The 13869-nt window shown below is 63.2% G+C and carries 11 protein-coding genes; 9 read left to right on the top strand and 2 right to left on the bottom strand.

The window, feature by feature from the left end:
• Positions 1-63 precede the first annotated feature (63 nt).
• The 6 genes from KF719_RS07075 to KF719_RS07050 all read left to right on the top strand — a co-directional run bounded on the left by KF719_RS07075 (position 64) and on the right by KF719_RS07050 (position 7517).
• Positions 64-2049 (top strand): beta-galactosidase, encoded by a 1986-nt coding sequence (locus KF719_RS07075; RefSeq protein WP_293508014.1) that lies wholly within the window; start codon positions 64-66, stop codon positions 2047-2049.
• Between the two features lie 35 nt (positions 2050-2084).
• Positions 2085-3380: a lytic murein transglycosylase gene (locus KF719_RS07070; protein ID WP_293508013.1), complete on the top strand. Its 1296-nt coding sequence runs from the start codon at positions 2085-2087 to the stop codon at positions 3378-3380.
• Between the two features lie 153 nt (positions 3381-3533).
• Positions 3534-4952, top strand: coding sequence for a circularly permuted type 2 ATP-grasp protein (locus tag KF719_RS07065; protein WP_293508012.1), 1419 nt, complete (start codon positions 3534-3536; stop codon positions 4950-4952).
• A gap of 4 nt (positions 4953-4956) precedes the next feature.
• On the top strand, positions 4957-5898 hold the full coding sequence (locus KF719_RS07060) for an alpha-E domain-containing protein (RefSeq protein ID WP_293508011.1): 942 nt from the start codon (positions 4957-4959) through the stop codon (positions 5896-5898).
• 12 nt (positions 5899-5910) lie between these two features.
• Positions 5911-6729, top strand: coding sequence for a transglutaminase family protein (locus KF719_RS07055; RefSeq protein WP_293508010.1), 819 nt, complete (start codon positions 5911-5913; stop codon positions 6727-6729).
• Positions 6730-6773: 44 nt separating this feature from the next.
• Complete coding sequence (locus KF719_RS07050) at positions 6774-7517, top strand: peptidase (protein ID WP_293508009.1); 744 nt, start codon at positions 6774-6776, stop codon at positions 7515-7517.
• 7 nt (positions 7518-7524) lie between these two features.
• On the opposite strand, the gene KF719_RS07045 is transcribed toward KF719_RS07050, so the two are convergent.
• Together KF719_RS07045 and KF719_RS07040 are read right to left on the bottom strand one after the other, a co-directional pair.
• Positions 7525-7893 (bottom strand): limonene-1,2-epoxide hydrolase family protein, encoded by a 369-nt coding sequence (locus KF719_RS07045; protein WP_293508008.1) that lies wholly within the window; start codon positions 7891-7893, stop codon positions 7525-7527.
• A 64-nt stretch (positions 7894-7957) separates the two neighbouring features.
• On the bottom strand, positions 7958-10027 hold the full coding sequence (locus KF719_RS07040) for a 3-hydroxyacyl-CoA dehydrogenase NAD-binding domain-containing protein (RefSeq protein WP_293510604.1): 2070 nt from the start codon (positions 10025-10027) through the stop codon (positions 7958-7960).
• A 208-nt stretch (positions 10028-10235) separates the two neighbouring features.
• On the opposite strand from KF719_RS07040, the gene KF719_RS07035 reads away from it, so the two are divergent.
• The 3 genes from KF719_RS07035 to KF719_RS07025 all read left to right on the top strand — a co-directional run bounded on the left by KF719_RS07035 (position 10236) and on the right by KF719_RS07025 (position 13864).
• Positions 10236-11900, top strand: coding sequence for a sulfatase-like hydrolase/transferase (locus KF719_RS07035; protein WP_293508007.1), 1665 nt, complete (start codon positions 10236-10238; stop codon positions 11898-11900).
• Positions 11901-12004: 104 nt separating this feature from the next.
• Complete coding sequence (locus tag KF719_RS07030) at positions 12005-12385, top strand: DUF2147 domain-containing protein (protein WP_293508006.1); 381 nt, start codon at positions 12005-12007, stop codon at positions 12383-12385.
• A 216-nt stretch (positions 12386-12601) separates the two neighbouring features.
• Entirely contained in the window at positions 12602-13864 is a 1263-nt protein-coding gene (locus KF719_RS07025) for a cytochrome P450 (protein WP_293510602.1), read from the top strand.
• Positions 13865-13869: the final 5 nt, after the last annotated feature.

Below are 13869 nucleotides of genomic sequence, written 5' to 3'. Positions count from 1 at the left end.
TTTTGCCGCCTTGCGGTCCTGCCGCCGTTTCCGGCAAGTTAGAGAAAACCGGAGGGGGAATCCATGGCCGAACCGCGCGACACCGACGTTACGATCGGGGTCTGCTACTATCCCGAGCATTGGCCGGAGGCGATGTGGGCGGACGATGCGCGGCGAATGCGGGCCACGGGCATCAGGCGTGTCCGGATCGGCGAGTTTGCGTGGTCGCGGCTCGAACCTCGTCCCGGCCATTACGATTTCGACTGGCTCGGCCGCGCCCTCGACACGCTGCATGACGCCGGACTTGAAGTTGTCCTCGGCACACCGACCGCGACACCGCCGAAATGGCTGGTCGACGCGATGCCGGACATGTTGCCGGTCGACGCCCGCGGCCGCCCGCGCGGCTTCGCCTCGCGCCGCCACTATTGTTTTTCCCATGCGGGATACCGGCGTGAATGCGCGCGAATCGTGACGGCGCTTGCGACGCGCTTCGGCAAGCATCCGGGCATCGTCGCCTGGCAGACCGACAACGAGTATGGCTGTCACGACACGGTACTCTCATACTCGCATGAAGCGCTTGTCGGCTTTCGTCACTGGCTGAAGGAGCGCTATGGCGACATTCACCTGCTCAACGAAGCCTGGGGCAATGTCTTCTGGAGCATGGAATATCGCGACTTCGCCGAGATCGACTTGCCGTCGGGCGCCGTCACCGAGACCAATCCGTCGCACCGCGCCGACTTCCACCGCTACTCGTCCGATCAGGTGGCGGCGTTCAACCGCGTGCAGACCGGCATCATTCGTGCGCTCTCGCCGGGCCGCGACATCCTGCACAATTTCATGACCTTCTTCCTCGACTTCGACCACTACGCGGTGATGAAGGACCTCGATATTGCGACCTGGGATTCCTATCCGCTCGGCAGTCTCGATGTCTTTCCCGGAGAAACGGCGCACAAGGCTGCCTTCGCGCGCACTGGCGATCCTGACATGCAGGCCTTCCACCACGATCTTTATCGTGGCGCGGGGCGTGGACGTTTCTGGGTGATGGAACAGCAGCCGGGGCCGGTCAATTGGGCCCAATACAATACCGACGCGTTGCCGGGTCTCGTCCGGCTCTGGGGGCTCGAAGGTTTCGCGCATGGCGCCGAGACGATTTCATACTTTCGCTGGCGGGAGGCGCTCTTCGCGCAGGAACAGTTTCATGCCGGCCTCAACATGCCCGACAACACGCCCGATCGCGCGCTCTTCGAGGTCGAGCAATTGTCGGCCGATCTCAAGGCGCTCGGGCCGCTGGGTGCGGCCGCACCCGCCAGGGCGGCGCTGGTCTTTTCCTACGAGGCGGCGTGGTTCCTGCGTGTGCAGCCGCAAGGACGCAACTTCAACTATGTCGAGCCGGTTTTCGCGATGTACCGCGCGCTCCGTCGCCTCGGCCTCGATATCGACATCGTCGGCCCACATGCCGATCTATCCCCCTATGCGCTGGTGCTGGTGCCTTCCATGCCGCATGTTCCGGACGTGCTGGCCGCGGCGCTCGCCACCTTCGAGGGCACGCTGCTTGTCGGCCCGCGCAGCGGCAGCCGCACGGCCTCGCACCGCATTCCCGACAATCTGGCGCCCGGCCCGCTTGCCGAGGTCCTCGGCGTCAAGGTCACACGCGCCGAGAGCTTCCGGTCGTATTCGGCTGTGCCGGTTCGCTACGACAACGAGACCTTCGCCTTTGACCGCTGGCGCGAATTCGTCGAGCCCGCGCCGGGAACGGAAGTGCTGGCCGAGAGCGAAGACGGCCATCCGGCGCTGACGCGGTGCCGCCGGGCTTACTATCTGGCGGGGGGTGCCGACGGGGCCCTCCTTGAACGTATTGTCGAGCGGCTGGCGCGCGAGGCGGGGCTTTCGGTCTGCGCCCTGCCGGCCGGTCTCAGGACGCGGCGGCGCGGTCCGTGGCGCTTCGTCTTTAACTATGGGCCGGCGCCGGTCGACATCTCGCCTTATTTCACCGATAGGGATTTCGTGTTCGGGGCGCCGATGCTTGCCGTCGGTGGCGTTGCGGTCTCTCGATTTTCTGACGGGCCGTGATAGCGTCTGCCGATCGACATGCGTTGGAGTGCGCGATGCCAGCTTCTATCCTTCCGGGTTTCCGCTCGCGAGCCCGGCTTTCCTTGCGGTCGGCCGTTACCGCCGTCGCGCTGGTCGGCTTCTCGGTAACGGGCTGCGCCGCCAATGTGCCGCCCGGCGTGCCGCTGCCGCCGCCCGGCAGCGCCGCCGCGCTTGCCGACGATACCGAATTCGCCGGCTGGCTGACCGGCTTTCGCGAAGCGGCACTGAAGGCCGGTGTTGCGCCGCAGACCTTCGACCGTTCGATGCGCGGCGTCCGCCCCGATCCGCGCGTCGTCGAAGCGAACGAGAGCCAGCCCGAGTTCACGCGGCCGGTCTGGGAATATCTCGAAGGCGCGCTGTCGGACACGCGCGTTGCGCGGGGCAAGGCATTGCTGACCGAAAACAAGGCGCTGCTCGACCGCATCGAGGAGGCCTATGGCGTCGATCGTCATGTGCTGGTGGCGATCTGGGGTCTTGAATCGAACTATGGCAGTTTCCAGGGCACGATGTCGGTCGTCCGCTCGCTGGCGACGCTGGGTTACAAGGGCCGCCGTCAGGACTATGGCCGCACGCAACTCATCGCTGCCCTGCAGATCGTGCAGAGGGGTGACATTGAGCCCGAGCGCATGCTCGGATCATGGGCGGGCGCGATGGGCCAGACACAATTTATTCCGACCACCTACAATGCCCATGCGGTCGATTTCGACGGCAACGGCAAGCGCGACATCTGGAACTCACATGCCGACGCTCTGGCGTCTGCCGGTCACTACCTGCAGAATTCAGGCTGGCGGCGCGGCGGCGTCTGGGGCTACGAGGTCAAGCTGCCGCAAGGGTTCGAGTTCGCCGAAGCGGACATGTCGGTTTCGAAAACGCAAGCGGAATGGATCAAGGCCGGCGTCGCGCGCATCGACGGGCGGCCTTTCCCGGGCGGCGAGGCCGATGAAAATTCCTCGATCTTCCTGCCGTCGGGTCATCGGGGGCCGGCCTTCCTCGTCATGCACAATTTTCGCACCATCCTCGCCTACAACGCCTCGACATCCTATGCGCTGGCCGTTCATCTGCTGGCCGATCGCTACAAAGGCCGCGGCGAGATCGCGGCGTCCTGGCCGCGCGGCGACCGGCCGCTGGGACGCAGCGAACGTCACGACCTGCAACGGCTGCTGACCGAGCGCGGCTACGACACCGGCGGCGTCGACGGCATCATCGGCTTCAACACGCGCAAGGCGATCCGCGCTTATCAGGTCACGGTGGGGATGCCGGCCGACGGCTACCCGACGCCCGAACTGCTCGAAAAACTGCGCGGCCGCTGAAGATCATTTGGGCAGACTGCCTGTTTTTTCGACTGAGGTAGCCTGTTTCTGCGGGTCAATGCCGCAAACGCCACATTTCCGGGAATGGCATCACTCTTGCTCTCCCTGTAGGGTCAACGGGCGAAAAAATTCGCCGCAAACGACAGGAGCAATATGGCGTCGGCCTTCTTTGACGAAATGGGATCCCGGGGCGCGGAGGTCCGGCAGGCCTATCGGACGCTGCAAGCCTGGCTCGACGAGACGCCGACCGAGATATTGACCCTCCGGCGCGACGAGGCCGAGACGTTTTTTCGCCGTATCGGCATTACCTTTGCGGTCTATGGCGAAGGCGGCGATCCGGAGCGCATTATTCCCTTCGACATCATCCCGCGCATCCTGGAAGCCGCCGAATGGCGGCAGATTTCGAGCGGGCTCCTGCAGCGCGTCAAGGCGCTGAACGCATTCATTGCCGACGTCTATGGCGCGCAGGAAATCCTGAATGCGGGCGTTGTGCCGCGCGATCAGGTGCTGCTCAACGAAACATGGCGTGCGCAAATGCAGGGCGTCGCCGTTCCGCACAATGTCTACACCAACATCGCCGGTATCGACATGGTCCGCGTCGGGCCGGAAGAGTTCTACGTGCTGGAGGACAATTGCCGCACGCCTTCCGGTGTTTCCTACATGCTGGAGAACCGCGAAATCACCATGCGGCTGTTCCCCGATCTGTTCGCGCGCCACAATGTTGCGCCGGTCGACCACTATTGCGACGATCTTCTGAAGACGCTTTCGTCGGTCGCGCCGCGCAATTGCATCGGCGAGCCGACCGTCGCGGTGCTGACGCCCGGCATCTACAACAGCGCCTATTACGAACACTCGTTTCTGGCCGACCAGATGGGCGTCGAGCTTGTCGAAGGTCCCGATCTCTATGTGATGGACGACGTTGTCTACATGCGCACCACACAGGGACCGAAGCGTGTCGATGTCATCTATCGCCGGGTCGACGATGATTTTCTCGATCCGCTGACCTTCCGGCCGGATTCGGCGCTCGGTGTCGCCGGTCTGATGAGCGCCTATCGCGCCGGCAACGTCAATCTTACCAACGCAATCGGTGCCGGCATCGCCGACGACAAGTCGATCTACACCTATGTGCCGAAGATGATCGAGTTCTATCTCGGCGAGAAGCCGATCCTCAAAAATGTCCCTACCTGGCGCTGCAGCGAGCCGGACGAGGCTGCCTATGTGCGCGCTCATCTGCATGAGCTTGTCGTCAAGGAAGTTCACGGCTCGGGCGGCTACGGCATGCTTGTCGGCCCCAAGGCAACAAAAGAGGAGATTGGCGAATTCGCATTGCGGCTCGAGACGATGCCCGAGAAATACATCGCCCAGCCGACGCTGGCGCTCTCGACCTGTCCGACCTTTGTCGACGAGGGCGTGGCGCCACGGCATGTCGATCTGCGGCCCTTCGTTCTTTCGGGCGCCGACATGCGGGTTGTGCCTGGCGGATTGACGCGCGTGGCGATGCGCGAAGGGTCGCTGGTCGTCAATTCGAGCCAGGGCGGCGGGACCAAGGATACATGGGTGCTGAAGGGATGAGCCCATGTTGAGCCGCACCGCCGACAATCTGTTCTGGCTGGCACGCTACATGGAGCGCGCCGAGAACCTGGCGCGCATCCTGCGGGTCACGGATCGCTTGTCGCTGATGCCTTCGACTGTCGATGCCGATGGCAGCGAATGGCATTCGACAGTGGTCGTGTCGGGCTGTGAGGAGGGTTTTTACGAAAAGCACGAAGAAGCAACGCCCGAGAACGTCATTTCCTATCTCGCTTTCGACCCCGACAACCCGTCGAGCATCCGTTGCTGCATCGAAACGGCGCGGCGCAACGCGCGCGCCGTTCGTACCGCGCTCACCACCGAGCAATGGGAAAGCCTCAACACGGCGTGGCTCGAATTGCCGGGGTGGAACGAGGCGCGGGTGCGCGGCAGCGGGCTTCACCGCTTTCTCGATTGGGTGAAAGACCGGTCGCTGCTGTTTCACGGCGGCACCGTCGCCACCATGCTCCGCCGCGACAGCTACTACTTCACCCGGCTCGGCACCTTCATCGAGCGCAGCGACAACACCGCGCGCATCCTCGACGTCAAGTATCATTTGCTGCTGCCCGAACATGCCGAGGTCGGCGGCGGAATCGACTACTATCAATGGGCGGCGATCCTTCGCGCGGTATCCGGTTATCGCAGCTATCACGCGGTCTACAAGGAAGGCCTGAAGCCCTGGCTGATCGCCGAGTTTCTGATCATGCGCGAGGAAATGCCGCGTTCGCTGATCAGCTGCGCGGCCGAAATGAAAGATTGTCTCGACAAGCTCGGTGAGGAATATGGCCAGCGCAACGAAGCGCATCGCATGGCGGGTCAGGTTCATTCGCGCCTGCGCTTCGGCAAGATCGAGGACGTATTCCGGCAGGGCCTGCATGAGTTCCTGACCGAACACATCGCCCAGAACGACCGGCTCGGCGTCGAGATCAGCCGCGGCTACCTGATGTGATATGATGATCAAATGCGAATTCTGATCCGTCAGGAAACGACCTATCGCTATGAAGGGCCCGCCAACTATTCGGTGCAGGCGCTCCGGCTCGTTCCGTTGGGCCATACCGGGCAGAAAGTCCTCTCCTGGCGGGTGACCGCCATGCCCGCTGGCCGGGTTCGCGAAAGCCGTGACGCCTACGGGAATGTCCTGCAGATGCTTTATCTCGACCGGTTGCACGAGGCGCTGACGATCAGCGTCGAGGGCGAGGTCGAGACGTCGGATGCCGGCGGCGTCGTTGCCGGCACGTCGGAGCCGCTGCCACCGCTTTACTTCCTGCGCCAGACCGAACTGACGGCGCTCGATGCAGCGATCCGCGCGCTGGCCGCCGCCGCGCAAACCGCATCGGACGGCACGCCTCTCGATCTGGCCCACCGGCTGATGGATGCGGTGCGCGATGCCATCGACTACCGGATCGGCGAAACCCATGCCGCGACGACCGCGGCCGAGGCGCTGGCCCACGGCTATGGCGTCTGCCAGGACCACACCCATGTCTTTCTCTCGGCCGCCCGCCATCTCGGCCTTCCGGCGCGCTATGTCAGCGGCTATCTCTGGTTCGAGGGCGACACCGAATATGAGGCTAGCCATGCCTGGGCTGAAGCCTGTATTGATGGCCTCGGATGGGTCGGCTTCGACGTCGCCAACCGTATCTGCCCGACAGAAGCCCATGTGCGGGTCGCCTGCGGTCTCGACTATCTGGAGGCCTCGCCCGTCCGGGGGCGCCGGCGTGGCGGCGGCGAGGAAACACTCGAGGTGCGCCTCAAGGTGGACGACGGAGCGGCGCAGCAATAGCGCAGGCCCTGACGACAAGAAACGGATGAGATCGGGAGACTTCGATGACCTATTGCGTCGCGCTTCGGCTTGAAGGCGGCCTTGTTATGCTGGCGGACACCCGCACCAATGCGGGCGTCGACAATATCTCCACTTTCCGAAAACTGAGCGTCATCGAGCATCCGGGCGACCGCGTGATCGGGCTGATGACGGCCGGCAATCTCGCGGTCAGCCAGGCGGCGGTCAACCGCGCGGTCGAGCAGGGGGTCAGGCTCGGCGATAGCGAGGAACTCGAAACCCTGCACACCGTGCCGACCATGGTGCGCGCCGCGCAGCTGATGGGGCAGGCGGTGCGCGATGTCTACCGCACCGACGGGCCTTCGCTTGAGGCACAGGCCGGCGACTTCAACGTCTCGATCCTGCTCGGCGGGCAGGTCGGCAATGGCGAGCTGCGGCTCTTCCAGATCTATTCGGCCGGCAACTACATCGAGGCGACGGAAGACACGCCCTATCTCCAGATCGGCGAACACAAATACGGCAAGCCGATCATCGACCGGGCGCTGAACTACGACACAGATCTCGGCGACGGGTTGAAGCTGGCGCTGATTTCGATGGATTCGACCATGCGCTCCAACCTGTCGGTCGGCATGCCGATCGACCTGATGGTCTATCGCCGCAAGGCGCTGAAGGTCGCGCTGCAACGGCGCATCAAGGACGACGATCCCTATTTCGCCGATCTGCGCCGCTCATGGTCGGATGCGCTGACCCAGGCCTATCGCGCCATTCCGGGCCCCGGCTGGGACTTCTAGGCGGTGGTCAGCTCGCGGCCTTGGTGAATGTGCCGAGATCGAAATAGTCGCGCCAGACCTTGATCTTGCCGTTTTCCATTTCGAAGACGCCGCAACAGGGGAGCGCTACCGGCTTTCCACCGACCTTCATGCGGTCGACGCGTTCGGCAATCACAATGTCGCCGCGCGAGACGAGGTTGAGGATTTCCCATTTCGTGTCGGACCAGTTGGCGACGAAGGCGCCGATAAAGCCCGTCAGCGCCTCGCGCCCCTTCACCGGCTCCAGCATCATGTTGTGATAGACGCCGTCCTCGGCGAAATAGCCGACGATTTCCGCCACGTCGAGACGCGGCCAGGCGTCGACGAAGTCGCGAATGATTTTTTCGTTGTCGCTCATCAAAATTCTCCCCGCCGGAAACAGTTCGGGGCGGTCCTTGCGGGCCGCCCCGTTCTTCATTCGATCAGAAGTCCGAGAACTTCTTGCCTTCCGCGACAATCTTTTCCAGAAGCGCGGCGGGCTTGAAGTCGTCGCCCATCTGCGCCTGGAACTCCTTCATCTTGGCCAGCACCTTGTCTGCGCCCACCGTGTCGCCATAGAACATCGGGCCGCCGCGATAGACCGGGAAGCCGTAGCCGTTGATCCACACGATATCGATGTCGGAGGAGCGGATCGCCTTTCCTTCTTCCAGGATCTTCGCGCCTTCGTTGATCATCGGATAGATGCAGCGTTCGAGGATTTCATCGTCCGAAATCTTGCGGCGGTTGATGCCCTTGCTGGCGGCGTGATCGAGGATGATTTTCTCGACGACCGGCGAAGGTTTCGCGTTGCGGTTCTCGTCGTAATCGTAGAAGCCCGCGCCTGTCTTCTGGCCGCGGCGGTCCATTTCGCAGAGCTTGTCGCGGATCGTCTCGCCTTTCGACTTTTCCTTCGACCAGCCGATATCGAGACCGGCAAGGTCCGACATGGCAAAGGGGCCCATCGGCAGGCCGAAATCGTAGAGCACGCGGTCGACATCCCAGGGCATCGCGCCTTCGAGGATCAGCTTCTGCGCCTCGCGCTGGCGCTGGGCGAGAATGCGGTTGCCGACAAAGCCGGGGCAGACGCCCACAAGAGCGGCGATCTTGCCGATCTTCTTCGCCATCTGCATCGAGGTGGCGATGACGGGCTTCGAGGTCTTGTCGGCGCGCACGACTTCGAGAAGCCGCATCACATTGGCGGGCGAGAAGAAATGCAGGCCGATCACCGCTTCCGGCCGCTTCACGGCGGTGGCGATTTCGTCGATGTTGAGGGCCGAGGTGTTGGTCGCGAGAATGGCGCCCTGCTTGACGATCTTGTCGAGCTTCGAAAACACTTCCTTCTTGATGTCCATGTTCTCGAACACGGCCTCGATCACGAGGTCGCTGTCGGCGAGCGCGTTCATGTCGAGCGAACCTGTCAGCAGGCCCATGCGCTTCTCGACTTCCTCCATGGAGAAGCGGCCCTTCTTGGCCGAATTCTCGTAGTTCTTGCGGATGGTGGCGATGCCCCGGTCCAGCGCTTCCTGCTTCGTCTCCACGATGGTGACGGGGAGGCCGACATTCAGGAAGTTCATGGCGATGCCGCCGCCCATTGTGCCGGCGCCGATGATGCCGACCTTGTTCACAGGAATCGTCGGCGTGTCGGCCGGCACGTCCGGCAGCTTCCAGACCTGACGTTCGGCAAAGAAGACATGGCGCTGCGCGGCCGACTGCGTGCCGGTCACCAGTTCGCGGAACAGCTTCTGCTCGACCTTGATGCCTTCGTCGAAGGGCAGGTTCACTGCCGCCTCGATGCACTGGATGTTGTATTCGGGCGCCAGGAAGCCGCGGAACTTGCGGGCATTGGCCTTGCGGAATTCGGAGAAAATTTCCGGCTTGCCGCGCGCCGCTTCCACTTTCTCGTTGAGGTCGCGCACCTTCTTCAGCGGCCGCTTCTCGGCAACGATCTTTTTCGCGAAGGCGACCGCGCCTTCGCGCAGCTTTCCTTCTTCGGCGAGGTCGTCGACGAGGCCCATTTCGAGGCACTTCTTCGCGCCGACATGTTGGCCGCTCGTCACCATTTCGAGTGCCTTCTCCGGCCCGACGATGCGGGGCAGGCGCTGCGTGCCGCCGGCGCCCGGCAGGAGGCCGAGGTTCACTTCCGGCAGCCCGCATTTGGCGGACGGCACCGCCACGCGGTAATGGCAGGTCAGCGCCACTTCGAGGCCGCCGCCCAATGCCGTGCCGTGGATTGCCGCGACGACGGGCTTCGGCCCGTGTTCGATCATCGCCAGCGCATCGAACAGGCTCGGGCCCGACGGCGCCTTGCCGAACTCGGTGATGTCGGCGCCGGCGATGAAGGTGCGGCCCTCGCAGATCAGAACGATGGCCTTCACGTCCGCGTCGTCGATCGCCTGTTTGATGCCGTTGTTGATGCCTTCGCGCACCGGCCCGGACAGGGCGTTCACCGGCGGCGAGTTCAGCGTCAGAACGGCGATCTCGCCTTCTTTCTCCAGCGTGGCGACATCGTTGATCTTGGTCATGGAGGGGCCTCCCGGCGGTTATTCTTCTGGTGTTTTGAGGCCGGGATTATAGCGGCGGGGCCCGCCCGCGCCAGACGCGGCGCTGTACAGCGGCTCACGGCCCCGGTCGGCGGGTGAACAGGCACACCGCCCGCAAGCTTGACCTGTTAATGCGTTTCATTAAAATCCGGGGCCAAAGAGGAAAGGGGAGGTTGGATCCATGAAAATCGGACAGAGAGGGCTTGCGATCGGCGGCGGTGTGCTGATTGCGGCGGTGGCGCTGGGCTGGTTCGCCTTCGAGCGCTATGCGATCCAGCTTCCGGCCATGATGATGGATTGGCGCGATCCGATCGGCCCCAACCGGGCAGTCGAATGGGCGGCGGGGCCCGACGCGCCTCAGGCCGCGGCCGAGAACCGTCCGCCCAACATCGTGTTGATCGTCGCCGACGATCTCGGCTGGAACAACATCACCTTAAACGGAGGCGGCGTCGCCGGCGGCTCGGTGCCGACCCCCAATATCGACTCGATCGCGAAAGCCGGTCTCGTCCTCTCGCATGGTTATTCCGGCAGCGGCACCTGCGCGCCCTCGCGCGCGGCCATGATGTCGGGACGCTACCCGACGCGTTTCGGTTTCGAATTTACGCCGATGCCGCCCGGCATGGCGCGCATCACCACGCGTTTCGCCGCCGAGGATGAAACGGCGCTGCGCAACACCGTGCTGCGCGACGCGGAAGGCGAGGAGCTTCATTTCACCGAGATGGGCATGCCGCAGAGCGAAATATCGATGGGCAACCTGCTGCAGGATGCCGGCTACCGCACCATCCATATCGGCAAATGGCATCTGGGCGAAACCAACGGCATGGCTGCCTACGACCAGGGGTTCGATGAAAGCCTGCTGATGGCGTCGGGCCTCTATCTCAACCTCGACGATCCCGCATCGGTCGAGGCGCGCAACGATTTCGATCCGATCGACCGCTTTCTCTGGGCCAATATGCGTTTTGCCGTGCGCAAGAATGGCGGCCCGCGCTTTGAGCCGGACCGTTATCTGACCGACTATTTCACCAACGAGGCGGTGAAGGCGATCGAAGCGAACAAGAGCCGCCCCTTCTTCCTCTACCTCGCGCATTGGGCGCCGCACACGCCGCTGCAGGCGACGCAGGAAGACTATGACGCGCTTTCCCACATCGAGGATCATACGCTGCGTGTCTATGGTGCGATGATCCGCGCGCTCGACCGTGGTGTCGGCGAGGTGCTGGATGCGCTGAAGCGGAACGGGCTTGAGGAGAACACGCTCGTCATCTTCACCTCCGACAATGGCGGCGCGCATTACATCGGTCTGCCCGAAATCAACCAGCCCTATCGCGGCTGGAAGGCGACCTTCTTCGGCGGCGGCATCCGCGTGCCCTTCTTCCTTAAATGGCCGGCGAAGATCGAGGCCGGGCTGGAATATAGCCACCCGGTGCATCATTTCGACCTCTATGCGACGGCGGCGGCGGTGGCGGGCGTGCCGGTGCCCGATGACCGGATCGTCGATGGCCGCAATCTGCTGACCGTATTGGAAGATGCCGAAAGTCCGCTGCATGAAACGCTCTTCTGGCGCAGCGGCCATTACCAGACGGTCCTGCATCGGGGCTGGAAACTGCAGCGCACCGAAAGGCCCGACGCGGTCTGGTTGTTCGATCTCGACAGCGATCCGACCGAGCTGAACAACCTGGCAGCCGGACGTCCGGAAAAGGTCGCCGAGCTTGCGGCGCTGCTCGACGCCCACAATGCCGAGCAGAAGGCGCCCGGCTGGCCGTCGCGCGTCGAGATGCCGGTCTCGATCGACAAGAGCCTGCGCGAGCGGCAAGCGGAAGACGACGAATATATCTACTGGCCCAACTGAGGCATCCGCTGCCGATCACATTCCCGTGCGGCGGGCTTTTGCCCGTTGACCCTCACACCCGGCGATGCGAGCTATAAACGCATCGTTGGGGGGAGGAATTTTCAATGCGCATCGCATCTGCCGTTTGTGTCGCCGCTCTGCTCCTTGCTGTGCGGGCCACTGCACTTGAAGGCCCGGAGGGCCGCTGGATTGCGCCTGAGGAGGACGCCGTGGTCGAGATTGCGCCCTGCGGCGATGCGCTGTGCGGCACTGTCGTCGAAATCCTCTCGAATCCTGACGGCGATGCCGGTTCCGTCACCAAAATCCTGATCGACTTTGAGGCGGCGGGCGGCGGCAAATGGTCGGGAACAGCCTATAGCCGCGCGAAGGACAAAAGCTACGATTGCAATATCGAGATGCTCGACGCCAACCGGCTGAAGCTCCGGCCCTATGTCGGCATTCCGATTTTCGGCGAAACGCTGGTCTGGGAACGCGCGCCGGAATAACACCGGCGTTCAGCCGCGCAACTTCTCCCGCCCGACACTGCGGCAATGCCGCGCAGCTTGCGGTTGGATTCCGCTTTTCCGGCGATTGGATGTTAAAGTCCCGGCCGGGGCTGCATCCGAGGGAGACAGGCGATGAGCGACAATCAAGCGGCGACAGGACAGGCGGCGAATGGGCAGGCGGCGCCCGGTCGCGACTACACCCGCAAGAATGCCGAAATGGCCTCCAAGTGGAAGATCGACGTCAACCGCGACCCGTGGTCGATCCCGCTTGAGGAACTCGACCCCGCGCATGACGAACTTTTCGCGGCCAACAAGGTGCTGCCCTATTTCGAACGGCTGCGCCAGGAAGATCCGGTGCATCTGAACGAGACGGGTCCTTACGGCCGCTACTGGTCGGTGACGAAATATGCCGACATCATGCATGTCGACACCAATCACAAGATTTTCTCCTCCGACATCCGCAATGGCGGCATCCGCCTCGGCGGGATGCGCGTCGAGGGCGAGCCCGATCCGCTGACCCATCTGCCCATGTTCATCATGGAAGATCCGCCCAAGCACGACGAGCAGCGCAAGGTCGTGCAGCCGATGTTCACGCCGCAGAACCTCGCCGACCTCGAACCGCTGATCCGCGAACGCGCCGGGCTCATTCTCGATGCGTTGCCGCGCGGTGAGGAATTCAACTGGGTGCGCCAGGTCTCGGTCGAGCTCACCGGCCGCACGCTGGCGACGCTTTTCAACGTGCCGCAGGAGGACCGCCACAAGCTCATCCACTGGTCCGACACGGTCGAGCGGATCGGCGACCCGGCCTATTTCGAGACGCCGGAAGATGCGTTCAAGGAGCTGTGGAACTGCTGGGAGTATTTCGACGGCGTCTGGAAAGACCGGCTGGCCAATCCGGGGTCGGACCTCATTTCGCTGCTCGCGCATGGCGAGTCGACCAGGAACATGTCGCCCAACGAATATCTCGGCAACATGCTGCTTCTGATCGTTGGCGGCAACGACACGACGCGCAATTCGATCACCGGCGGCGTTCTGGCTCTCAATCAGTTCCCGGATGAGTACCGCAAGCTGCAGCAGGACCCGGACATCATTCCCAACATGGTGTCCGAGATCATCCGTTGGCAGAGCCCGGTCGCCCATATGTGCCGCACCGCGCTCGAAGACACGGAGCTTGGCGGCAAGCAGATCAAGAAGTGGGACAAGGTTGCCATGTGGTACGTCTCGGGCAACCGCGACGACAGCAAGATCGACCGTGCCAACGAATTCCTGATCGACCGCGAAGGCGCGCGGCATCATCTTTCCTTCGGCTTCGGCATTCATCGCTGCATCGGCAACCGGGTCGGCGAGATGCAACTACGCGTTCTCTGGGAAGAGATCATGAAGCGCTTCAAGAAAGTCGAAGTCGTCGGCGAGCCGGCATATCTGCGTTCGAACTTTATTCGCGGCATCACCGAACTGCCGGTGATCGTCCGGGAATAGGAACG

The organism is Parvibaculum sp. (assembly GCF_019635935.1).
Taxonomy (GTDB): Bacteria; Pseudomonadota; Alphaproteobacteria; order Parvibaculales; family Parvibaculaceae; genus Parvibaculum.
This window is presented reverse-complemented; position numbering and strand designations above follow the sequence as displayed.